Source organism: Ensifer sp. CCNWLY38 (assembly GCF_037120565.1).
GTDB classification, from domain to species: Bacteria; Pseudomonadota; Alphaproteobacteria; order Rhizobiales; family Rhizobiaceae; genus Ensifer; species Ensifer adhaerens_H.
Map to the genome: position 1 here is coordinate 753,924 of NZ_JBBBBO010000001.1, position 23,462 is coordinate 777,385.

General features: G+C 63.0%; 23 protein-coding genes. 5 read left to right on the plus strand and 18 right to left on the minus strand.

The window, feature by feature from the left end; translation table 11 throughout:
- Positions 1-67: 67 nt before the first annotated feature.
- From truA to def, 3 genes are all read right to left on the minus strand, one after another.
- Positions 68-811, minus strand: coding sequence for a tRNA pseudouridine(38-40) synthase TruA (truA, locus tag V7S54_RS03690; protein ID WP_065372245.1), 744 nt, complete (start codon positions 809-811; stop codon positions 68-70).
- A complete protein-coding gene (gene fmt, locus V7S54_RS03695) occupies positions 811-1,746 on the minus strand; it encodes a methionyl-tRNA formyltransferase (protein ID WP_065372244.1) in 936 nt (311 codons plus the stop codon). The genes truA and fmt overlap by 1 nt, the downstream gene beginning before the upstream one ends.
- 181 nt (positions 1,747-1,927) lie before the next feature.
- Entirely contained in the window at positions 1,928-2,452 is a 525-nt protein-coding gene (gene def / locus V7S54_RS03700; protein WP_058329133.1) for a peptide deformylase, read from the minus strand.
- 151 nt (positions 2,453-2,603) lie between these two features.
- Between def and V7S54_RS03705 the strand changes: the two genes are divergently transcribed.
- From V7S54_RS03705 to V7S54_RS03715, 3 genes are all read left to right on the plus strand, one after another.
- On the plus strand, positions 2,604-3,797 hold the full coding sequence (locus V7S54_RS03705; protein WP_065372243.1) for a DNA recombination protein RmuC: 1,194 nt from the start codon (positions 2,604-2,606) through the stop codon (positions 3,795-3,797).
- 51 nt (positions 3,798-3,848) lie between these two features.
- Positions 3,849-4,748 carry a ribokinase gene (locus tag V7S54_RS03710; protein WP_065372242.1) on the plus strand — a complete coding sequence of 300 codons (900 nt, stop codon included), beginning with the start codon at positions 3,849-3,851 and terminating at the stop codon, positions 4,746-4,748.
- 369 nt (positions 4,749-5,117) lie between these two features.
- Positions 5,118-7,517: a methyl-accepting chemotaxis protein gene (locus V7S54_RS03715; RefSeq protein WP_336408052.1), complete on the plus strand. Its 2,400-nt coding sequence runs from the start codon at positions 5,118-5,120 to the stop codon at positions 7,515-7,517.
- Positions 7,518-7,591: 74 nt separating this feature from the next.
- On the opposite strand, the gene V7S54_RS03720 is transcribed toward V7S54_RS03715, so the two are convergent.
- Positions 7,592-8,536: a nucleoside hydrolase gene (locus V7S54_RS03720; protein ID WP_065372240.1), complete on the minus strand. Its 945-nt coding sequence runs from the start codon at positions 8,534-8,536 to the stop codon at positions 7,592-7,594.
- A gap of 266 nt (positions 8,537-8,802) precedes the next feature.
- Here V7S54_RS03720 and V7S54_RS03725 point away from each other — a divergent pair, with 266 nt between their 5' ends.
- Positions 8,803-9,234 carry an Hsp20 family protein gene (locus V7S54_RS03725; protein WP_065372239.1) on the plus strand — a complete coding sequence of 144 codons (432 nt, stop codon included), beginning with the start codon at positions 8,803-8,805 and terminating at the stop codon, positions 9,232-9,234.
- A 47-nt stretch (positions 9,235-9,281) separates the two neighbouring features.
- Positions 9,282-9,539, plus strand: a complete 258-nt coding sequence (locus tag V7S54_RS03730; protein WP_058323647.1) for a DUF1150 family protein — start codon at positions 9,282-9,284, stop codon at positions 9,537-9,539.
- A 224-nt stretch (positions 9,540-9,763) separates the two neighbouring features.
- Here the strand turns inward: V7S54_RS03730 and trmB are convergent, their stop codons facing one another.
- The 14 genes from trmB to trpS form a co-directional block, all read right to left on the minus strand.
- Complete coding sequence (gene trmB / locus V7S54_RS03735; RefSeq protein ID WP_065372238.1) at positions 9,764-10,462, minus strand: tRNA (guanine(46)-N(7))-methyltransferase TrmB; 699 nt, start codon at positions 10,460-10,462, stop codon at positions 9,764-9,766.
- 169 nt (positions 10,463-10,631) lie between these two features.
- Complete coding sequence (metK, locus tag V7S54_RS03740) at positions 10,632-11,900, minus strand: methionine adenosyltransferase (RefSeq protein ID WP_065372237.1); 1,269 nt, start codon at positions 11,898-11,900, stop codon at positions 10,632-10,634.
- Between the two features lie 200 nt (positions 11,901-12,100).
- Positions 12,101-12,520 carry a helix-turn-helix domain-containing protein gene (locus tag V7S54_RS03745; RefSeq protein WP_057248021.1) on the minus strand — a complete coding sequence of 140 codons (420 nt, stop codon included), beginning with the start codon at positions 12,518-12,520 and terminating at the stop codon, positions 12,101-12,103.
- Between the two features lie 145 nt (positions 12,521-12,665).
- A complete protein-coding gene (gene lnt / locus V7S54_RS03750) occupies positions 12,666-14,261 on the minus strand; it encodes an apolipoprotein N-acyltransferase (protein WP_065372236.1) in 1,596 nt (531 codons plus the stop codon).
- A gap of 267 nt (positions 14,262-14,528) precedes the next feature.
- Positions 14,529-15,698, minus strand: coding sequence for a hemolysin family protein (locus tag V7S54_RS03755; RefSeq protein WP_065372235.1), 1,170 nt, complete (start codon positions 15,696-15,698; stop codon positions 14,529-14,531).
- Positions 15,699-15,710: 12 nt separating this feature from the next.
- Positions 15,711-16,217, minus strand: coding sequence for an rRNA maturation RNase YbeY (gene ybeY, locus V7S54_RS03760; RefSeq protein ID WP_065372234.1), 507 nt, complete (start codon positions 16,215-16,217; stop codon positions 15,711-15,713).
- Positions 16,218-16,235: 18 nt separating this feature from the next.
- Positions 16,236-17,291, minus strand: coding sequence for a PhoH family protein (locus V7S54_RS03765; protein ID WP_057248017.1), 1,056 nt, complete (start codon positions 17,289-17,291; stop codon positions 16,236-16,238).
- 27 nt (positions 17,292-17,318) lie between these two features.
- A complete protein-coding gene (gene miaB / locus V7S54_RS03770) occupies positions 17,319-18,719 on the minus strand; it encodes a tRNA (N6-isopentenyl adenosine(37)-C2)-methylthiotransferase MiaB (RefSeq protein ID WP_336408053.1) in 1,401 nt (466 codons plus the stop codon).
- Positions 18,720-18,789: 70 nt separating this feature from the next.
- Positions 18,790-19,581, minus strand: a complete 792-nt coding sequence (locus tag V7S54_RS03775; RefSeq protein WP_065372232.1) for a lysophospholipid acyltransferase family protein — start codon at positions 19,579-19,581, stop codon at positions 18,790-18,792.
- Between the two features lie 100 nt (positions 19,582-19,681).
- Positions 19,682-20,179: a GNAT family N-acetyltransferase gene (locus tag V7S54_RS03780; protein WP_065372231.1), complete on the minus strand. Its 498-nt coding sequence runs from the start codon at positions 20,177-20,179 to the stop codon at positions 19,682-19,684.
- Positions 20,180-20,185: 6 nt separating this feature from the next.
- The gene (tsaB, locus tag V7S54_RS03785) at positions 20,186-20,845 is read right to left on the minus strand and encodes a tRNA (adenosine(37)-N6)-threonylcarbamoyltransferase complex dimerization subunit type 1 TsaB (RefSeq protein WP_065372230.1); all 660 of its coding nucleotides are present in this window, start codon (positions 20,843-20,845) and stop codon (positions 20,186-20,188) included.
- 97 nt (positions 20,846-20,942) lie between these two features.
- Entirely contained in the window at positions 20,943-21,509 is a 567-nt protein-coding gene (locus tag V7S54_RS03790) for a NifU family protein (protein WP_065372229.1), read from the minus strand.
- Positions 21,510-21,672: 163 nt separating this feature from the next.
- Entirely contained in the window at positions 21,673-22,164 is a 492-nt protein-coding gene (locus tag V7S54_RS03795) for a universal stress protein (protein WP_057248011.1), read from the minus strand.
- A gap of 164 nt (positions 22,165-22,328) precedes the next feature.
- On the minus strand, positions 22,329-23,393 hold the full coding sequence (trpS, locus tag V7S54_RS03800; RefSeq protein WP_065372228.1) for a tryptophan--tRNA ligase: 1,065 nt from the start codon (positions 23,391-23,393) through the stop codon (positions 22,329-22,331).
- Positions 23,394-23,462: the final 69 nt, after the last annotated feature.

Genomic DNA, 23,462 nt, shown 5'->3' on the forward strand with positions numbered 1-23,462 from the left:
AAGGACTCAAAGCGCGAGCGAATCTGAAAGATCGAGACACGCTTTGGAGCCCGGGATCTCCCCGCGATCAGTAATCCACTTGCAGGAAGTAGAGCCCGTCGGGCGGGGCCACGGGACCACAGGCCTTGCGATCGCGCGCTTCGAGTGCGGCCTGCAGGTCGTCCGGTGCCCACTTCCCCTCGCCCACCAGCTTCAGCGAACCGGCAAAGGACCGGATCTGGTTGTGCAGGAAGCTCTGCGCCGTCGCGCGGATTTCGATGACGCCGGCGACGAGCGCGACATCCAGCCGATCGAGGGTGCGCACCGGGCTCGTCGCCTGGCAATGGGCGGAACGGAACGTGGTAAAATCGTGATGGCCGACGAGGCGCTGCGCGCCTTCATGCATTGCCGCGTGATCGAGCGGCTTCGGCACCCACCAGGCGCGCCTGGCTTCCAGCGCCAGCGGCGCCGGCCGTGAGATGATGCGGTAGAGATAGTGCCGGCGCAGCGCCGAGAAACGCGCGTCGAACTCCGGCGACGTTTCCTCGGCTTCGAGGATCGCCACACGCTCGCCCGCAAGCCCCAGATGGGCGTTCAGCGCGTTGCGCAACGTATAGGGCTTCCACGGGCGCGTCAGATCGACATGCATGACCTGGCCGCTGGCATGCACGCCGGAATCGGTGCGGCCCGCGCCGCGGATCGACACGGTCTCTCCGGTCAGCGACAGGATCGCTTTTTCGATTGCCCCTTGCACGGATTGGCCATTGTCCTGTCGCTGCCAGCCGACATAGTCCGAGCCGTCATATTCGACGGTCAGCTTGAACCGCGGCATCAGCCGACCCTCGTGCCGGTAGCCACCGGCGTTCCACGCAGGAAGTCGGCGGCGCCGAGCGCCTTGCCGCCGGCGCGCTGCAGGCGCGTGAGCCGCACCGCGCTCTCGCCGCAGGCAATCGTCAGATTGTCGTCGAGCACCGTGCCGGGCTCGCCGGCACCCGAGGCCGGCTCGGAATTCAGAACCTTGATACGTTCCGGCTTGCCGGCAATTTCAAGCTCGAACCAGGCGCCAGGGAACGGCGACAGGCCGCGGATATGGTCGTGCACCTCGCGGGCAGGACGGGCGAAGTCGATGCGGGTTTCCGTCTTGCTGATCTTTTGGGCGTAGACGATGCCCTCCTCCGGCTGCGCCGCCAGCGGCAGATCGTCAGCTTCGAGCTTGGCCATCGCCTCCCGCATCAACGTCGCGCCGACCTGCATCAGCCGGTCGTGCAACTCGCCCGCCGTCATCGTCGCGCCGATCTGGACGGCCTTGGTGAGGGCGACGGGGCCGGTATCAAGCCCCTTGTCCATCTTCATCACCATCATGCCGGTCTCATGATCGCCGGCCATGATGGCGCGCTGGATGGGGGCAGCACCACGCCAGCGCGGCAGCAGCGAAGCATGGCCGTTGTAGCAACCGTATTTGGTGCCGGTGAGGATCGCCTCGGGCAGAAGCAGGCCATAGGCGACGACGACGGCGACATCGGCGTCGAAGTCGCGGAAGGTCTGGCGATCCGCCTCGTCCTTGAAGTTGACCGGCGTCAGCACGGGAATGCCGAGCAGCTCGGCCGCCTGATGCACCGGCGACTTCTGCAGATCGAGCCCGCGTCGGCCGCCCGGTCGCGGAGGCTGAGTATAGGCGGCGACGATCTGGTGGCCAGCCTCGGCGAGGGCCGCCAGCGTCGGCACCGAAAATTCCGGCGTACCCATGAAGATGATGCGAAGTGACAAGGCGGTAACTCCGTCCTTTCAGATCACTTCATGCGGGAAACGGCGAAATGATCTCATTCTCTGAAACAGGACAACCCCAGGCGGAAAACCGTTTCACGCTTTCCTGGGATTGCACAGTGGATCCCCGCCCTCAAATCGTGCCCTTCGCGCGATCTGTTTGCGACCGCTTGCGTGGTCGGCGTCAGATCGCCTTCGCACCGCGCGTCTTGGCGGCCTTGGTGAACTTGCGGATCACCATGTCGCGCTTGAGCTTGGAGATGTGATCGATGAACAGGACGCCGTTCAGGTGATCGATCTCATGCTGCAGGCAGGTCGCGAGCAGGCCATCGGCCTCGATCATCTGTTCCTTGCCGTCACGGTCGAGATGCTTGACGGTGATCGCCGCGGGGCGCTCGACCTCGGCGTAAAAGTCTGGGATCGACAGGCAGCCTTCCTCGTAGACCGAGCGCTCATCGGACGAAGCAACGATCTCGGGATTGATGAAAACGAGCGGGGTCTTGTCGTCGCCTTCTTTCGAAACGTCGAGCACCAGCATGCGTTTGGCAACGCCGATCTGGATCGCGGCAAGGCCGATGCCGGGCGCGTCATACATGGTTTCGAGCATATCGTCGGCCAGACGGCGGATGTCCGCGTCGATGGTTTCGATCGGCGTGGAAACCTGGCGAAGCACAGGATCGGGAAGGATGATAAGCGGCTTGATCGTCATGCTGCTCCCATAGCCGATCTTTCCATCGGCGTGCAAGAAAATTGCCTTGCCACCCGCAGCGGCCCTTCCGGCATCGGCCGGCGTTAACCGCACGGTACAGATGTTCATGCTTTGATCTATAAAACATCTGCGAATCTGTTAGGCTTACACCATGGAACCAGCGCCCATCGACCTTTCCCAGCCATTGTTTTTCATCGGCACTCTGCCGGTCACGCTGGGCCATCTCGCCATCGCCGGCGGTCTGATGGTGGCAGTCGCGCTGCTGATGGCGCTTTCGCGGCGTCGGGATACTCGCGCCGAAGAACGGCAGGAGCAGATGGCGATGCTGCTTGCGGCCCAGACGGAGATGCAGGGGCGGGTCGCCGCCATGGCCGAGGTTTTCGGCGCGCGGCAGGCGGAGCTCAACCAGACGCTCAGCCAGCGTATCGACGGCATGACCCACCGCATCGGCGCATCGATCACCGAACAGACCAAGGCGACGCACGAAAACCTCAGGCGGCTGCAAGAGCGCCTGGCGGTCATCGACAATGCCCAGAACAACATCCAGTCGCTGGCCAAGGACATGGCCGGGTTGCAGGCGATCCTATCCAACAAGCAGACGCGCGGCGCCTTCGGCCAGTCGCGCATGGAGGCGATCATCGCCGATGGGCTGCCGATGGGCGCCTTTGAATTTCAGACGACGCTGTCGAACGGCGCTCGGCCCGATTGCACCATCCGCATGCCGAACGGCCAGCCGGCGCTCGTCATCGACGCGAAATTTCCGCTGGAAGCCTGGAACGCGATGCGGGATGCCCCGAATGCGGAACGCCGCCAACAGATCGCGCAACTTTTCCGCCGCGACATGGAAGGGCATGTGCGCGATATCGCCAGCAAGTACCTGATCTCGGGAGAGACGCAGGACACCGCATTCCTGTTCGTGCCATCGGAATCGATCTTCGCCGAAATCCACGAGCATTTCGAAGCGATCGTGCAGAAGGCGCATCGCCAGCGGATCGTCATCGTCTCGCCGTCGCTGCTGCTCTTGTCGATCCAGGTGATCCAGGCGATCCTCAAGGATGCGCGGATGCGCGAACAGGCGCATCTGATCCAGGGTGAAGTGGCCAGGCTGATGGAGGACCTCAGTCGTCTCGACGAGCGCGTGCGCAAGCTTCAGGGGCACTTCGCCATGAGCCAGAAGGACGTCGAGGATATTCTGATTTCGTCTAGCAAGCTCACGCGGCGCGGCGCCAAGATCGAGGCGCTCGAACTTCAAGCCGAAGGCGGGACGCAAGAAGCAAGCGACCCGCGTGCCGCCGTCGACAACCGCGTCGGGCAATTGCGCCTGCGGGTGGTTGACGAGGACTGAGGCTGTCGGGCACTCTCCGGCCCACTTTGCAATCCGACGGGATATTTTCACATGATCACTGTTTTTGGGTCTATCAACATGGACCTGATCGCCACCACGGCACGCCTCCCGAAGCCGGGCGAAACCGTCGCCGGTACGGGCTTTTCGACCGCCGCCGGCGGCAAGGGCGCAAACCAGGCGCTTGCTGCACGGCGCGCCGGCGCGACGGTTAAGATGGCGGGCGCAGTCGGAAAGGACAGCTTTGCCGATGGCGCGCTGGAACTGCTGAAGGGCGCAGGTGCCGACCTGTCGCTGACCAAGACGGTGAATGAGCCGACTGGCACCGCGCATATCTTGGTCGGCGGTGACGGCGAGAACGTCATCGTCGTCGTCGCCAGTGCCAATTCAACTGTCAATGAGGCCGATGCGGTGAAAGCCGTCGACGGCATGAACCGTGGCGACACGCTGATGCTGCAGCTCGAAATTCCGGCAGCCTCCGTCGAGAAGGCCCTGAACGCAGCGAAACAGAAGGGCGTGCGCTCGGTCATCAACATCGCGCCGCTGACGCCGGATGCCGCGCGCCTCGGCCGCATGGCCGATATCGTCATTGCCAATGAGACCGAATTCGAGCTGCTTGCCGGCAGGAGCGGCATCAGCAGCGCGGAACGCGAAGACGCGATGAAGGCGCTTCACGCCGAGACCGGCCAGACGGTCATCGTCACGCTCGGCGCCGAAGGCGTCGTCGCCGTGCACGAAGGCGAGATCCAGCGCGCGAAGGGCCTGAAGATCGAGCCGGTCGATACCGTCGGCGCCGGCGACACGTTCTGCGGCTATCTTGCAGCCAGCCTCGACGCCGGCATTGCCTTTCCCGATGCGCTGCGCCGTGCAGCCATCGCCGGCTCGCTCGCCTGCCTGAAGAGCGGCGCCCAGCCCTCGATCCCGCTTTCCTCGGAAGTGGCGTCGCGCCTTTAGATCTGGCAATCGTCACGTCTTTGAGATCGTGCGGGACGCGGGCGAAGAACTGCCCGCGTCCTTTTCGTTTCGCGCTACCGAACGCCTTCCCTCGCCGTGAGATGCCCCTTGCGCAATCCGGACAGCCGATGTCGCGGAGATAAAACTCCGCGCGCAATTTTATCGAAGCAACCGGTAAAACAGCGTCCGCGTTGGGCCTATTTTAAGAATCTCCAGTCTATTCAGGAGCCTGAGAAGGCCGGTCGAAGCGACCCGGTTGCCTCCAACATGCCGGTCGGCATCTGACGCTCCATGATGGAGTTCACCCCCATTGCGAAATGCGTCCACCGCAGGCGAGAGCCGGCGGACCTCCCAGCACGTGAGGATTTCATGTTCAAGTTCCAAGCCAAATCGCTGGCGACCAAACTGATCGCGGTGACAGGCGGCACGATTGCACTTGTCCTGCTCGCCTCGAATTTCGTTCTCATCTCCCAGACCCAGGATCGCGTCGAAACGCTGGTCCTTGAACAGGCAAACGGTGAAGCCCGCGCGATCGCCTCCGACATCGCCGGCGACGTCGGCGAGCTTGCGAGCGCTGCCCGCTCGATGGCCGGCGTTCTCGGCCGGGCACATGCGGAAAAGTCGATGGAGCGCACCGGGGTGATCAATGTCCTCAGGGCGAACCTCGAGCAGAACCCCTTCGCCTTCGGCAGCTGGTTCGCGGAAGAGCCCAAGGCCTTCGACGGCCGCCAGGAAGATGTCGTCAACAACAAGGAACTGGGCGGTAACGAGCTCGGCATCTTCACGCCCTACTGGTCGAAGACGCGCACCAACGAAATCCAGTACTCCACCTTCCGTGCCGACTATCCGGCCGAGTGGTACAGCCTTGCGGCAAAGAGCGGCAAGGGCGCGATCACCCAGCCCTATACTGCCGAGGGTACCGACATTCCGACCGCGATGAGCTCGATCGCCTATCCGGTCATGTCAGGCGGCAAGCTGATCGGCGTCTCCGGCGTCGACATCTCGCTCGCGTCGCTCGCCGAGGGCCTTGCGAAGTTGAAGCCGTTCGAAACCGGCCGCGTCTACCTGCTGTCGCAGAGCGGCAAGTGGCTCGTCGCGCCGATCCCGGAACTGCTGCTCAAGGCCTATGACGGCGAAGGCAACGACATCGTCAAGGACGCGCTTGCTTCCGGCAAGCCTGGCGTCATTTCCAACCTTTCCTATGACGGCAACGAACCCTTCGACCGCCTCGTCTATCCGTTCGCGCTTTCGGGCGTGAACACCAGCTGGGTCGTGCTCGTCGACGTGCCGCGCACTGCGATCAATGCCCCGGTCAAGGACCAGACCTACATGATGATCGTCGGAGGCCTCGTCGTGCTCGGCGCCGTTCTGCTCGGTCTCTATCTCGCCGTCCGCGGCTTCGTGCAGAAGCCTCTCGCCGCCCTCGTCAACGACGTCAAAGGCCTCAGCCACGGCGACTATACCAAGGCGATCGCCGGACAGGATCGCTCCGACGAAACCGGTGAAGTCGCCAAGGCGCTGGAAGGCTTCCGCCACCAGCTGGCCGACACCAAGCGCCTCGAAGGCGAAGCTCGCCATGAGCGCGAACAGGCCGAGCGCGAACGCGGCCGGTCGGAAACCGAGCGTGCCGAGAGCAGCGCCTTGCAGCGCGACATCGTCGCCCGCCTCGGCAAGGGCCTGTCGCATCTCTCGTCAGGCGATCTCGCCTTCCGCATCACCGACGAGTTCCCGGGCGAATATGCCCAGCTCAAGCGCGACTTCAACGCGACGATGGAAAGCCTCGAAGAGACGATCCGCACCGTCAACCATTCGGTCGTCAACATCGGCAACGGCACAAGCGAAATCAGCAGCGCCGCCAACGACCTGTCGCACCGCACCGAACAGCAGGCGGCGAGCCTCGAAGAAACAGCGGCGGCGCTCGACGAGCTGACCTCGCAGGTCAACGCCAGTGCCGAAAACGCCAAGGTCGCCGCGAAATCGGTGGAAGTGGCCAGCAGCGATGCCGGACAGTCGGGCGAAGTGGTGCAGAAGGCCATCGCCGCGATGAAGGGTATCGAACAGTCGTCGCACGAGGTCAGCCGCATCATCGGCGTCATCGACGAAATCGCCTTCCAGACCAACCTTTTGGCGCTCAACGCCGGCGTCGAAGCGGCCCGCGCGGGTGAAGCCGGCAAGGGGTTTGCCGTCGTCGCCCAGGAAGTACGCGAGCTTGCCCAGCGCTCCGCCAATGCCGCCAAGGAGATCAAGACGCTGATCAACACTTCGGCCGGCCAGGTGCGCGAAGGGGTCGACCTCGTCGGCAAGGCCGGCGGCGCGCTTGAGAAGATCGCCGAGCAGGTCGTTCAGATCAACGGCCTCATCCGCCAGATCTCGAGCTCGGCCTCCGAGCAGGCCGTCGGCCTCAAGGAGATCAACTCGGCCGTCAACCAGATGGACCAGGTGACCCAGCAGAACGCCGCCATGGTCGAAGAGACGACGGCCGCCGGCATGGCGCTCAACGAAGAGGCCCGCACGCTCAACGCCCTGGTTGCCCGCTTCCGCGTCGCCCAGTCCTCGGCGTCGGCCCAGCCTTCCTCGTCGGAGATGCTGCGTGGCACCGCCGAACGCATGCGTGCGGCCGAACGCCCGGCACCGGCACCTGCCCGCGAGGCGCGGCCGGCTCCGGCGGCGAGCCCGGCACGAAGCAGCTACTCGGCTTCGACGCAGCGGGTGCTCACCCAGACCTCGGGCGCCAACGCGCTTGCCCAGGACAATTGGGAAGAGTTCTGATCAGCAGATCGAGAAAAGAAACGGCGCCTCTCGGGGCGCCGTTTTTGTTTGAAGCATGATGATCGAACGTAGGCTCAGATGCGCGACAGGCGCTCGGTCAACAGATCGAAAAAGCCCTGGTCGTCGACGAAGCGCATGACCTTGGCATTGTGCGGGCGGCCGGTGACCTGCCACCAGTCGACAACCGTCATGCCCGCCGTCAGCGGCGACTTGGTTTCGATCTCGACGTTGCAATCCCGACCGGTGAAAAGCTCGGGGCGCAGCAGATAGGCAATGACGGTCGGGTCGTGCAGCGGGCCGCCATCGGTGCCGTATTTCTCGATGTCGAAGCGTTCGTAGAATTCGAGCATCTCGGCCATGGCGATCGCCGGGCGGCTGCCGATGTCGCGGATCTTCTGCACCCGCGCCTTGTGGGTGAGCACGCGATGGGTGACGTCGAGCGGCATCATCACGATCGGAATGCCCGAACGGAAGACGATATCGGCGGCTTCCGGATCGACATAGATGTTGAACTCGGCCGCCGGCGTGATGTTGCCGCCTTCGAAGAAGCCGCCGCCCATCATCACCAGTTCCTTCACCCGCGGCGCAATCTCAGGCGCCTTCTGGAGCGCGAGCGCGATGTTGGTGAGTGGTCCGAGCGTGCAGAGCGTCACCGTGCCCTCTGCCTCGTTGCGGAGCGTTTCAACGATGAAGTCGACCGCGTGCTGCTCCTCGAGGTTCATCCTGGGCTCGTCGAGCGTCGGTCCGTCGAGGCCGGTCTTGCCGTGCACGTGCTCGGCGGTTACCAGCGGGCGGGCGATCGGCTTGTCGGCGCCGGAAAAAACGCGAACCTTCGGCCGGTCGCAGAGCTCGCAGAGAATGCGCGCATTGCGGGCCGTCAAGGCCAGCGGCACGTTGCCGGCAACCGTGGTGATGCCGAGCAGGTCGATCTCTTCCGGACTGCCGAAAGCGAGCATGATGGCGGCGGCATCGTCCTGCCCGGGATCGGTGTCTATGATTATCTTTCTCGGCACGGGCACTCTCTCGTCCTCCCTGGATCACGTTTGGCTGGGTCGACCCGACCCAAAGCCAGGCGCGATCGATTTCAATGCACCGGAGCGGATACGAGGTAGCGTCGCACGCGCCCTCCTCGCCTCACTCTCGGATTCTGCGAGAGCGGACTATGATTTGCGTGCACGTCCGAGGCAAGCGGCTTGCACTCATTGCGCACAGCTACCATATTGCGGCAAGGATGCTGCTGGGCAGGTCCGAACATCGGTCGCTTGATCTCGCAAGGACTTGAAGAATGAGCCGAATTACCCCCTTTACGAGCCCGCTTCTGCTGGGTTTCGACACAATGGAAAAGACCCTTGAGCGCATCGCCAAGGGCAATGACGGATACCCGCCCTACAACATCGAGCGGATCCGCGGCGATGAAGCCGTTGACGCACCCGAGCGGCTCAGAATCACGCTTGCCGTGGCCGGGTTTTCCGATGAAGACCTCGAAGTCACCACCGAAGAGAATCAGCTCGTCATCCGCGGCCGCCAGGTCGACAACGGCGACCGCGAGTACCTGCATCGCGGTATCGCTGCGCGCCAGTTTCAACGCACCTTCGTTCTGGCCGATGGCATGAAAGTTCTCGGCGCCGAGCTGCGCAACGGCTTGCTCTCCGTCGACCTCGTCCGTCCCGAACCGGTGCGTATGGTAAAGAAAATTAACATTTCAGTCCCAGAGTAGGATAACCGGCGGGATTTTCCCCTGGCCGGCGACCACGGAGTATCACCATGGGACTGAAATCCATCAGCTCGTCACTGTCGAAGAACGACCTCGCACATCTCGGCGAAGGCGAAATCGGCTACATCCGGAAAATGCGTTCGGAAGAAGTCTCGCGCTGCTTCCCGGAAGCACCCGAGATGGGACCGGGCATCGATCTCTGGGCCCTGTTCGGCGCTGACGGCACGCCGATCCTCCTGACCGACAATCGTTCCAGCACCTTTTTCAAGGCTGCCGAGGATGACCTGAAGACGGTCACCCTGCATTGATGCAGGCTGCCGACGATGACGGCAGCGATCTAGTGCTGAAATTGAAGCTGCCGCTCTGTATGGAACGATGCAATTCCGGACGGAAAACCGCTTTGCACTTTTCCTGGAATTGATTTTGGAGTGCCGCAATTCCGAACGGAAAACCGCTTCGCACTTTTCCTGGAATTGACTTCGCAGTGCCGCAATTCCGAACGGAAAACCGCTTCGCACTTTTCCTGGAATTGCTAGGCTCGGCGGAAAGTGAGATAGGCGGAGCTCCGGCCTTCCCTGCGTGCCTTGGCCTCGTAGCGTGTGCTCGGCCACCCCTCGTACGGCGTCAGCCAGTCGGCTGCCTTCTCCGCAGTCCATTCGAAGGCCGCGTGATCGCGGCAATGCAACAGCGTCCAATTGACATAGGTGTCGATATCCGAGGCGAAGCAGAAATGCCCGCCCGGCTTCAGCACGCGCGCGAACCGGTCGAGATTGACCTTGGAGACGAAGCGGCGCTTCCAGTGTTTGCGCTTCGGCCACGGATCCGGATAGAGCAGGTCGACCTGGTCCACGGATGAGGCCGGCAACCAGTCGAGAACCTGGGTGGCGTCGTCGTCATAAAGGCGGATGTTGCTGACGCCGCGATCCTCGATGTGGCCGACGAGCTTGGCCATGGAATTGACGAAGGGCTCGACGCCGATAAAGCCTGTCGAAGGCGTTTCGGCGGCGCGGTGGATCAGATGTTCGCCGCCGCCGAAGCCGATTTCCAGCCGGATACGATCGACGCCCTGAGGAAACAACGTCTTCAGTTCCGCCGGAGACGGGCTCGACAGATCGAGCTTCAGGGTCGGCAGCACGGTTTCCAGATGCGCCGCCTGCCGCTCGCGCAACGGCTTGCCCTTGCGGCGGCCGAAAAAGGCCTCGGTTGCTCTGGCACGGCGCGGTTCGGTCATGTCGTTTGTCCCTTGGTCACGCTGATCCCGGATCACGCCGATCCAAGATCAAAATGAACGAAGCGGGCGCTCCTTGCCGGAGCGCCCGCCCTGAATTTCGCAAGCGCCTGATAGCAGGCCGCTGCGCTATCTTCAATGCGCGGCGTTACACGCCACGCCAATCGCAGGATTAGGCGGCGGCCCGGCCGTTGACTGCACCGCTCTGCTCGATCGCCGCCTTCAGCGGCTTCACCAGATCGAGCTTCTCCCAGGAGAAGGAGCCGTCGCGACCAGCCTTGCGGCCGAAGTGGCCATAGGCAGACGTCTTGGCGTAGATCGGCTTGTTGAGGTCGAGGTGACGGCGGATGCCCGACGGCGACAGGTCCATGGTCTTGCGGATGGCCTGCTCGACCTGGTCTTCCGAGACCTTGCCGGTGCCGTGCAGGTCGACATAGATCGACAGCGGCTGGGCAACGCCGATGGCATAGGAGAGCTGGATCGTGCAACGATCGGCAAGACCGGCGGCAACGACGTTCTTTGCCAGGTAGCGCGCAGCATAGGCAGCCGAACGGTCGACCTTGGTCGTGTCCTTGCCCGAGAAGGCGCCGCCGCCATGGGGCGCAGCACCACCATAGGTGTCGACGATGATCTTGCGGCCGGTGAGGCCGGCGTCGCCGTCCGGGCCACCGATAACGAACTTGCCGGTCGGGTTGATGTACCAGGTGCAATCGTCGGCGATCTTCAGATCATCGAGCGCTTCGCGGATATAGGGCTCGACAACCGAGCGAACCTTGGCCGAATCCCAGGTGTCATCGAGATGCTGCGTCGACAGAACGATCGAGGTGACTTCCGCCGGCTTGCCGTCGACGTAGCGGACGGTGACCTGGCTCTTGGCGTCCGGACCGAGCTTGGCGACTTCGCCTTCGCCCTTCTTGCGGGCGGCGGCGAGCAGATTGAGGATGCGGTGCGAGTAGTAGATCGGCGCCGGCATGAGTTCGGCGGTCTCGCGGCAGGCGTAGCCGAACATGATCCCCTGGTCGCCGGCACCTTCTTCGCCCTGATTGTCGGCAGCGCTGTCGACGCCCTGAGCGATGTGGGCGGACTGGAAGTGCAGAAGCACGTCGATCTTAGCCGTCTTCCAGTGGAAGCCGTCCTGTTCATAGCCGATCTCGCGGATCGCCTTGCGGGCGGCGGACTTGAACTTCGAGGGGTTGATGACGTCGTTGCCGTCCTTGTCCTTCTTCAGAAGGCTCGGCGGCAGGCGCACTTCGCCGGCGATGACGACGCGGTTGGTGGTCGCCAGGGTTTCGCAAGCGATGCGAACGCCCCACGGGTCGACACCGGTCTTGGCCGCTTCGCGGTAGACCAGATCCACGATCTCGTCGGAGATACGGTCACACACCTTGTCCGGATGACCTTCGGCTACGGATTCACTCGTGAACAGGTAGTTTGCACGCATGCGGGAAGTCCCCTCAATGAAGAAAAAGCGCTGGCATGGTGTTAGTGGTTTTGCGCCCGAAAAACAAGCGCACAACGACATAAATATATCTTTATATCACTATCAGGGCCAATCACTTTGGCGCGCCCGGAGAAAAGCGCGCATGAAAAAAGCGGCACAAAGGCCGCTTTGTTTTCAAGTCCCGACGGGGAACGTTGGAACTATTCGCTTTCTGCTTCCGCAGCGAGAGCCTTGACGAGATCGACGAGGCGGCGGCGAACCTTCGGATCGGTGATCTTGACGAAAGCGCGGTTGAGTTGCAGCCCCTCGGAGGACGACAGGAAATCGACAACGTAGTTGGAACTGGACGCTTCTGCCATGCCGGGCTGACCGGTACCGCTATCGCCCGGGGCATCTTCGAAGAAGAAGGAAACCGGAACGTTCAGAATGCCCGAGATGTTCTGCAACCGGCTCGCGCCGACGCGGTTCGTGCCCTTCTCGTACTTCTGAATCTGCTGAAAGGTGATCCCCAGACTTTCGCCGAGCTTCTCCTGGCTCATGCCAAGCATCGTGCGGCGAAGACGAATCCGACTGCCGACATGAATGTCGATCGGGTTCGGCTTCTTTTTGTTTTCAATCATATCTGCGTTCCCAAACACGCTGTTTCGTTTGATCCACCGCCCGGCATGAAGCGACGCTCACCGAGGCGACCGCCACGGTGATACGACAAAGCCGCCACAACAAGGACGATGGTGCGGACCACTATGCAATTTTAGGGGTTTTAGGTCAATTCTTCCTAATATTAAAACCAACACGCGAAAACACTGCAACCAGAAGGAGGAAGAGTGCACTCAGCCCGAAGATTCGGCTTCGCATAGCGTCGTCCAAAGGCGTAGGCATCTTTCCCGGCAGAAGTGTGTCGACCACTCCCCTATAATTGTAGGACAATCCTACCATTAAAACCCCACGTGCATCAACAATTGCTGATATACCGCTGTTGGCTGCGCGGATAAGAGGTGTTCCGGTTTCGATGGCGCGCAGTTGAGCCTGATGGAAATGCTGGCGCGGACCGGGCGTGTCGCCGAACCAGGCATCGTTGGTGATGTTGAGAAGCGCATCCGCGCCGCGCGCAGCCCCGTCGATCTCGTCGGGGAAGATCGCCTCGTAGCAGACCAGCGGATAGAGCGTCCTGCCGCCGGGCAGTGTCAGCAGCGATCGGCTTTTAGCCGCCGAAAACCCGCCTGGCATCGAAGCGGCGACGGAGCTCAGGCCCCAGGACGACAGCACCTCCTCGAACGGCAGATACTCGCCAAACGGGACGAGATGCACCTTGTCGGCGGCGCCAAGGATCTGACCGCGGCCATCGATGACATAGATCGAGTTGTAGTAGCGCGGCGGCAGGCCGGCGCCCGCGTCCTCGGCGCGCACCGCACCGGCGATGAGGATCTGATCGTCGTCGAGCACCTCGGCGATGCGCGCCAGGGCATCCGGATTGTCGGTGAGGATGAACGGGATCGACGTCTCGGGCCAGACGACGATGTCCGGGCGTTTGCCGCCGTTTTCGGGCGCGGCGGTGGTGAGCGAAAGATGTTCCTCGAAGACCGCCGCACGCTCGCGGTCGTCGAGCTTTTTCGCCTGATCGATCACCGGCTGGACGAGACGGACCGTCAGCGGCGGCTTGGCCGCAGCGGGCGCCGGCTGTGCCAGGCGATAGAAACCGAAGCCGACGTGAGCCGTGAGGAGCACGAGTGCGGCCGCAAGGCCAATCCGGCTCCCCCTGCCGGTGGCAATGAGTGCGGGTGCCGCGAAGACGAAGACCGCCAGCATGTTGATGGTCGCAAGATTGACGACGCTTGCAGACTGCATCATCAGCGGCATCGGCATCGCCGCATAGCCGATGGCATTCCAGGGAAACCCGCTGAAGAGGAAGCTGCGCAGCCACTCGCAAAGGCCGAAGGCCAGCGCAAGCGCCGCGATCCGCCCGACACCATCGGACCAGAATAGGCGCGCGATCAGCGTCGCGAGTGCATAAAAGAGCGCCAGGAAGGCCGGGAGACCGACGACAGCGAGCGGCAACGCCCAGGCGAAGTCGTCGGCCTCCACCAGAAGCGCGTTGCCGAGCCACCAGAGACCGCCGAGGAAGTAACCGAAGCCGAAACACCAGCCGATCGCCGCCGCCGGCCAGAGCCGCCTGACGATGCCGCCATCCGGATTTCCGGTCGCGCCGTCGAGCAGCCAGACGAGGATCGGGAAAGCGACGAAAGCAAAGGCGAAGATGCCGAAGGGCGGTTGCGCCAGAACCGCGAGAAGCCCCGCAAAGAACGCGAGCAATACCCTCGGGAAACCGGAGAGAAGCATCACCCTGCCAGCCAGTCTTACCATGCAGCCTCCAGTCGATCCCGGCCGCTAGCCGCGGCGCCGGAGCGAAACAACAACCGAATCAATCGGCGCCAGTGTTCCAAAAAACCGGCTGCTTGTCCCCTTCAGGGGCGGATTTGGATGCGGAAGGCATGTGCTGCGGCTTGGGTCGGCAATAGGCCACGGGTCCTCACGAACTCGTTCAAGCCGGGAGACGTCAAGCGGATGGCGGGGCATCTGCCCCGCGCACTCTGCCCCGCGCACATGGAAACGTGCACGGGGGCCGAACGATTATTGCTCGTCGGCCGCTGCTTCGGAAGGTGCTGCGCCGTTGGCACGATTGACCATAACCGTCTCCGGAGCGGTTTCACCCTCGGGCCGCAACGGGCGACGGCGAGCCGGCGGACGCTTGCGCATGATGCGAACGCGTTTCACGCGGCGCGGGTCGGCGTCGAGGATCTGGAACTCGAAGCCCGGAATGGCCTGGACGACTTCGCCGCGCACCGGAATGCGGCCGAGCGAGGCGAAGATCAGGCCGCCGAGCGTATCGACGTCTTCGAGTTGCTCACGCACGTCAAAATCGGGGCCGATCGCCGCGGCGATCTCTTCCAGCTCGACGCGAGCGTCGGCGAGGAAAACATCGTCCGAGGTGCGGGCGAACATGACTTCGTCATCGTCGTGCTCGTCCTCGATATCGCCAACGACCATCTCGACGATGTCTTCGAGCGAAACGAGACCATCGGTGCCGCCGTACTCGTCGATGACGAGCGCCATCTGGATACGGGCGGCCTGCATGCGCTGCATCAGGTCCGAAGCCAGCATCGAAGGCGGCACGAACAGGAGCTGGCGGACGATGCCCGCCTCTTCCAGCGACTTGCCGAGATCGACGCGGGAGAGGTCGAAGCTCGCCTTCGGCGATCGGGGCGCCTTCTCGGTCTTTTCACCCGTGGCCGTCACGGCAGCCGGCGCCTTGCCGTTGCGGCGCCGGTTGCGGGCCTGCTTGGTGACGTAGGAAAGCAGGTCGCGGATGTGCACCATGCCGCGGGGATCATCGAGGCCTTCGTTATAGACCGGCATGCGCGAGCGGCCGGACTCCTCGAAGATCACCATCAGCTCGCCGATGGTGATGCTCTGGTCGACCGCTTCGATGTCGGCACGCGGGACCATGACGTCCTCGACCCGGATCTCGCGAAAGCGCAGGATATTGTTGAGCATCGCCCGTTCGCCGGGCGAGAAGGCCGTGTTGCTGTCGGCATCGGTCTGAAGCGCGTCGGCAAGATCCTCGCGCAGGCTCGACGGACTTGCGCCGCGCAGCAGGCGCGCGGCCCGGCTCCAGAAGGTAGAAGTGGATTTCGTGCCCTCGTGTCGAGTGGCGGTGCTACTACTGCCCGCCTCCGCCTCTCCGGAGGCTTCTGCCTCCTCGGTCGCCAGCGCGACGGGCTGTGTTTTGTAATCGCTCATCGGTCCAAACTGTTAATCCGGGGTACGATCCCCGTAGGGGTCAGATAAGCCAAGACGCGCCAAAATGCGAGTCTCCAGGCTCTCCATTCTTTCGGCTTCGTCATCTTCCATATGATCATAACCGAAAAGATGCAGGAATCCATGCACGAGAAGATGCGTCAGATGCGCATCGAAGGATTTCTCGAGTTCCACGGCTTCGCGCTCGAGCGTCTCGCGGGCGACGATGATGTCACCCAGCATCGGTCCCGGCATCGCGCCCGGTTTCACCGGGAAAGCGGGGAAGGACAGCACGTTGGTCGGCTTGTCCTGGTTGCGCCATTCGGCGTTGATCACCCGCATGGAAGCGTCGTCGGTGAAGACAAGGGAAAGTTCCGGCGGCATCTTCGGCAGCGGCTGCTTCTCTTCGGCCGCGAGATAGGCTGCAGCCGCTTCGAGCACGGGCGTTGAGAAGGCAAGCAAGGCCTCTTCCTCGGGCCAATTGCCTTCTTCCACACTGATCTGGATGTCCAATGCCGTCATGATCGCAACGACCGCCGATCAGCGGTCGCTCTGCTCGCTTTCGTCGTGAACGGCCGTGTGGGACTCGTAAGCCCTGACGATACGCGCCACCATCGGATGACGAACGACGTCGACATCCTTGAAGCGGACCACCGAAACGCCCTCGACGCCCCTCAGGATCTGGAGGGCCTCGACCAGGCCCGACTTGACGCCGCGCGGCAGGTCGACCTGGCTCGGATCGCCGGTGACGATCATGCGGCCGTTTTCGCCGAGACGCGTCAGGAACATCTTCATCTGCATCGATGTCGTGTTCTGCGCCTCGTCGAGGATGACGGCAGCATTGGCGAGGGTGCGGCCGCGCATGAAGGCGAGCGGCGCGATTTCGATGACGCCGGCGGTAATCGCCCGTTCGACCTTGTCGCCCGGCATCATGTCATAGAGCGCGTCGTAGAGCGGCCGGAGATAGGGGTCGACCTTCTCCTTCATGTCGCCGGGCAGGAAGCCCAGGCGCTCGCCCGCCTCGACGGCAGGGCGCGAAAGCACGATGCGGTCGACGGCGCCGCGCTCCAGCAGCTGTGCGGCGTGGGCGACGGCAAGATAGGTCTTGCCGGTACCAGCCGGACCGACACCGAAGACGAGCTCGGAACGCTCGAGCGCGCGGATATAGGCATCCTGCGTCGGCGTGCGGGCGACGATCGTCTTCTTGCGCGTCGAAATCTGCGCCATCGTCAATTTGGCTTTTTTCTCCATGGTCGGCAATTGTAGCTGATCGTCGGCAGCGACCGCCATCCGGATCGCGCCTTCCACATCCGACGTATCGATCGATCCGCCGCTCTGCAACCGTCCATAGAGAAAATCGAGAGCGCGCCGCGCCTGATTGGTGGCGACGACATCACCTGAGATCGCAACGGAATTACCGCGCGGGTGCGCTTCGATCCGGAGCCGCTCTTCGAGGAGCTTCAGATTCTGGTCGAACTGCCCGAAGAGTTCGCTGGCGAACCGGTTGTTCTCGAACGTGAGCACGAAGTGATTGGCGTCTGTCGCAGTTGTTTTCGACTGGCGCGATGATGAAGAGATCAGTTCGTGTCCGTTCAAGCGGTTCAGGCTCCTTGTGTTCGGTCCTTACCCGATCATCTCCGCAAACAGGCTGTTCGGCCCGGCCTTGATGATTCGCACCTTGATAATGTCACCGATTTGCGATGCTTTTGCATCAACATTCACGGGCTGCAGCCAAGGGGAACGCCCGACGAGCTGGCCCGGCATGCGTCCTTCCTTCTCCAAGAGCAGGTCGATTTCGCGACCGACACAGGATTCGGCGAAGGCGCGCTGCTGCGAAAACAGCAAAGCCTGCAATTTTTCCAAGCGCTTGGCTTTTACGTCCTCGGGAACCTGGTCGCCGAGCTCGGCGCCGGGCGTACCGGGACGTGTCGAATATTTGAACGAAAATGCCTGTGCATAACCCACGGCCTCGACCAGGTGCATGGTGTCTTCGAAGTCCTCGTCGGTCTCGCCCGGGAAGCCGACGATGAAATCGCCCGACAGGGCGAGGTCCGGCTGGACCGCGCGGATACGCTCGATCAGCGCCAGATATTCGGCCGCGGTGTGCCTCCGGTTCATCGCCTTCAGGATGCGGTCGGAGCCGGACTGCACGGGCAGGTGCAGGTAAGGCATCAACTTCGCCATCGAGCGATGCGCTTCGATCAGGCTGTCGTCCATGTCGCGCGGGTGGCTCGTCGTGTAGCGGAGCCGGGCAAGGCCTTCGATCTCGCCGAGACGCGTGAGCAGGTCGCCAAGCCCCCATTCGCGGCCATCGGGTCCGACGCCGTGCCAGGCGTTGACGTTCTGGCCGAGCAGGGTGATTTCGCGGACGCCGCCATCGACCAGCTTTTCCGCTTCAGAGACGATCTGCGCAACCGGGCGCGAGACTTCCGAGCCGCGCGTATAGGGCACGACACAGAAAGTGCAGAACTTGTCGCAACCCTCCTGCACCGTCAGGAAGGCCGTGACGCCGCGGGCGCGGGTCCTCGCCTTGTCGGGCGCCGGCAGGTGTTCGAACTTGTCCTCGACGGCATAGTCCGTCTGGACGACGCGCTCGCCGCCGCGGGCACGCTTCAGTGCTTCCGGCAGGCGGTGATAGGTGGTTGGGCCGATCACCAGATCGACCGCCGGCGCACGCCTGAGGATCTCGTCGCCTTCGGCCTGTGCGACGCAGCCGGCGACGCCGATCACCATCTCGCGGCCTTCCTTGGCCTTCGCCTTCTTCAGGTCGCGCAGGCGGCCAAGCTCGGAATAGACCTTCTCCGCCGCCTTCTCCCTGATATGACAGGTGTTGAGGAGCACGAAGTCGGCATCCTCCAGCACGTCGGTCGAGACATAGCCATCGCGCGACAAGGCATCCGACATGCGGTCGGAATCATAGACGTTCATCTGGCAGCCATAGGTCTTGACGAAGACCTTGCGGGCCGGCGCGCGTTCGTCGCCCGTTACGGGCGTTGTCGACAGAAGGGCTGTATCCTGGGTCATGGCGGCTTACTTAGTGCAAAGCGGCCCGAAGTTGAAGTATTTTCGGCACTACTGCCTTTGCCGGTAGGCGTCAGGCCCGTCCGCGCAACCGGTCCGACAGCATGCCGCGGATGCGCTGCTCGACTTTGCGGCTCACTTCCTTGCGATTGGTGTGCCGATCGTAGTCGATGGCTTCACCGAAATCGACGTCAACCTCGATCGCCCCTTCGCGCAGGATGCCGAGCAGGTGCGGCACCAGTTCGGTGTCGCCCGGCCATGCGGCAATCGGCCGGTTGAAGCGGCCCATCGGCATGCCATGGATGCCCGTATAGGAGATAGCCACCGGCTGGACATGCACGAGCCCGGTCGGCGAATGCGGCACGGCGGACGCGGCGGCACCGAAAAGCGAGGTCTTGATCTCCAGCAGGCGGTTGCCATCCGAGGTCGTTCCCTCCGGAAAGAGCACGACGATCTCGCCCGACGCCATGCGCTGACCGATTTCGCTCACCTGCTTGCCGGTCGAGCGTTTCTGCTCGCGCTCGACGAAGATCGACGCCTGCAATCGTGCGAGGTGGCCGAAGACCGGCCAGCCCTTCACCTCGGACTTGGCGACGAAGACGACGTCGGCGATCGAGGAGAGCACCAGAATGTCTTTCCAGGAAGCATGATTGGCGCAAATCAGCAGCGGCGGCCGCCGATCCGCCGTGCCATGAACACGCACCTTGATGCCGAGAAGGTAGCAGGCTAGCCGATGCCAGTATCGCGGGAGATGGCGCCGGGGTTTCAGATCAAGCCAGAGACAGACGATCTGGATCGGCATCAGAACGAGCGAAACCAGCGCCAGAAGCGCTGCGAAGATCGCAATCCGTAGCCAATTGATCATCCGGAAAGAGTTCCCGCGCGCATCCTTGAAAAGTTAGCGCGGGATGCGGGCGGAAAACCGCATACACTTTTCCTCACCCCGCGCTAATCGGCGCTTGGGACTAGCGAAGATCGAGCCGCATGACAAGCGCGGCGGTCCGCTGACCGGCCTTGTCCTGGTAATAGGCGCGGCGTTCGCCGACCTTGTTGAAGCCGAGCTTACGGTAAAGCCCGATCGCCGGTTGATTGGTCTCGTCCACTTCGAGGAACAATGCCTCGGAGCCCTTGACCAGGGCCTCGCGCATTGCCGCCTGCATCAGCCGCCAGCCGAGACCGGAGCGGGCATAACGGGGCTCGACGCCGATCGTCAGGATTTCGGCCTCGCCGGCGACGGCGCGCGACAGGACGAAACCGCCAAAGGCCGGACGGAAGCTGCCATTGGTTTGCCGGGCGACAAAACCGAACACCGTCTCCTGCATCAGCAGCGCGTGGATCTCACCATCGCTCCACGGCGACGCGAACCGCTGGCGATGCAGCGCCGCAGCAGCAAGCAAGTCGGCCTCCTCCAGAGGGAAGATGTCGAACTCGGTGCGGCGGGTGAAATAATCGGTAAAGCTCATCTCGGTCTACGCTCGGGCAATCGCGAAGCCCGCCTGCGGCTTGGCGTCGGGGCCTCGGAGATATAGCGGTCGCGGCTTGGCCGAGGCTGGATCAGCCGCGGCGCCGAGCGCGGCGACGAAGGCAACATCGATGAGTTCGGGGGGCTTGGCAGGGGCATCCTGGACAACGAGAGCCGCGCCGGAACCGCCGATGACGCCATCAAAGCCGGAGAAGCGCTCGCGCGCCACCTCGACACAGAGCGCTTCGGGCTCACTTATGGCAGCACCGGTCGCGCCGAAAGCCTGGACATAAACTTCGTCCCGCTTGGCATCGATGGCCACGAGGATGTCCCTCCCGGGCGCTGCAGCACGTATGCCTTCTGCCAGGACCGCGAGCGTCGAGACGCCGACCGCAGACTTGCCGAGCGCCAGCGCCAGGCCACGAGCGGCGGCCACGCCGACACGAATGCCGGTGAACGAGCCCGGACCGACGGTGACCGCGATGCGGTCGATATCGGCAAGCGATCGGCCAGCCGCGGCCAGCGCCTCGTCGACGAATTCCATCAGCCGCTCGGCGTGGCCCTTGCCGAGATCGGCACCGGAGCGGCCGAGCACGGCAGCCGCTTCGCTGTCATAGACGGCGGCGGAGCAGCCGGAACCGGACGTGTCGATCGCAAGTACAATCATTTCAACGCTGTGATCTTTGAGACGCCACGAGCCGCAAAGCCGAAGGGCTTTGCGGCAAAATCAATACGCAGACCTGCGCGCCGGACGGCGCCCGGTATTAGACGGCCTCGACGGCTTGCACCTCGGGAACGAAATGGCGCAGCAGGTTCTGCACACCATGTTTCAGCGTCGCGGTGGACGACGGGCAGCCCGAGCAGGCGCCCTTCATGTTGAGGAAAACGGTGCCGTCCTTGAAGCCTCGGAAGGTGATGTCGCCACCGTCCTGTGCAACGGCCGGGCGCACGCGGGTTTCCAGAAGCTCCTTGATGGTGGCAACGATCGTCTCGTCACCCTCGTCGAAGAACTCGTCTTCCTGATCCGACTGCTCGGCGCGGCCGCTGCCAGCCATGATCGCCTGGCCCGACATGAAATGCTCCATGATCGAACCGAGGATCGCTGGCTTGAGGTGCTGCCACTCCTGGTTTTCCTTGCTGACGGTGATGAAATCGTAGCCGAAATAGACGCCGGTGACGCCCGGGATCGAAAACAGCCGTGCCGCCAGCGGCGAGCCGGCGCGTGCTTCTTCCTCGTCGCGGAACTCGGCAGTGCCGTTTTCCATAACAACCTTGCCCGGCAAAAACTTCAGCGTTGCCGGGTTCGGCGTGGCTTCGGTCTGAATGAACATGTCTGTCTCCGTTCGCCGGGAGCGTCATTCGCCCAGCTCTTTAGAATAATTCAAAAGAATATAGGGGCATGGCCCTCTGGTCGCAAGAGTACATAAAGCGGGATGAGGAAAAGTGTGAGCGGTTTTCCGCCCGCATCCCGCTTACCCCATGAAGCGACGCAGGTCAGCTGAGCGCGTCGATCTCCTCGTCCGTCAGGGCATCGGGGATGACCGTGACGGGGATCGGGAAGGCGGCTGCCTTGCCCGCGATCGACGACACCAGGGGGCCCGGGCCCTCTTTTGCCGATCCGGCGGCGAGCACCAGAATGGCGATGTCGCGGTCCTCTTCGATCGCCGCATGGATCTGCTCCGTGGCGGTTCCCTCGCGGATAACGATCTCAGGCTCGATGCCGATCCGCTCGCGGACCGACTGGGCCACCTTGGCGAGGGTCGCCTCGGCTTCCTCGCGCGCTTCCGCACGCATGATTTCCTCGACCCCCAGCCATTGCTGGAAGTCGCCATCGGCGATCACATAGAGCAGGACGAGACCGCCATTGGAGTTCTTGGCGCGCATGCCCGCATAGTGCACGGCGCGCCCGCATTCCGGGGTATCGTCTATCACCGCCATGAACTTGCGGCGGTGACCTTCAAGTCGAGAGAGTCGGGTCGAGACCATAGGGTGAACATTACATCCCGGGCGAGCCGCCGCAAGGTCTCATTTTGGCGTTTCGGAGCGGGACACGGAAAAGTGCCCGAGGTTCTCCGTCCGTCTTCCCTTCGACCGGTGAGGGCCGAACACCGAAGTGAATCTGGGTCCGGGATTGCCCGGACCCAGCCGACTTACTGCAGGAAGCCGATGATCTCGCGCACTTCGCGCATCGTTTTTTCCGCACGCGTCCGCGCACGCTCGCCGCCATCCCGCAGAATGGCATCGATATGGGCGGTGTCGCCCATCAGGCGGCGCATTTCGCCAGTGATCGGCGAAAGAACCTCGACCGCGAGATCGACGAGCGCCGGCTTGAAGACCGAGAACTGCTGCCCGCCGAATTCGGCGAGCACCTGCTCCTTGGTCTTGTCCGACAGCGCCGCATAGATGCCGACGAGGTTTTCCGCTTCCGGGCGTCCCTTCAGGCCGTCGAGTTCGCTTGGTAGCGCGTCGGGGTCGGTCTTGGCCTTGCGGATCTTCTTCGAGATCGTCTCGGCATCGTCCATCAGGTTGATGCGCGACAGGTCGGACGGATCGGACTTCGACATCTTCTTGGTGCCGTCGCGCAGCGACATGACGCGCGTCGTGGCGCCGCCGATCAGCGGCTCGACCGGCGGGAAGTAGGCGTGGATCGGCTCCTCGCCGACGACGATGTCGACGCCGTAGCCGCGGCCGCGGATGTGCTCCATGAAGTCGATGTTGAACTTCTGGGCGATGTCGCGCGTCAGCTCCAGATGCTGCTTCTGGTCGTCTCCGACAGGAACATGGGTGGCGCGATAGACGAGAATGTCGGCCGCCATCAGGCTCGGATAGGCGAGCAGACCGAGCGAGGCGTTCTCGCGGTCCTTGCCGGCCTTGTCCTTGAACTGCGTCATGCGGCTCATCCAGCCGATGCGGGCGACGCAATTGAAGATCCAGGCGAGTTCGGCGTGCTGCGGCACCGCCGACTGATTGAAGACGATATGCTTCTTCGGATCGATGCCCGAAGCGATGAAGGCAGCGGCGATCGAGCGGATCTGCCCCTTCAGGTCCTCATGCACGAGCTGAGCGGTGATCGAGTGCAGGTCAACGACGCAATAGATGCAGTCGTTGTTTTCCTGCAGCGCCACGAACTTGCGGATCGCGCCGAGATAGTTGCCGAGATGGAGGTTGCCCGTCGGCTGAACGCCGGAAAATACGAGCGGCTTGAATTCGTTCATGTCGTCCTCAATAGGCTGGTGGAGGGCCCCAGGGCTTTTTGTCGCCCATGTTGCTAACGGCTTGGCTTA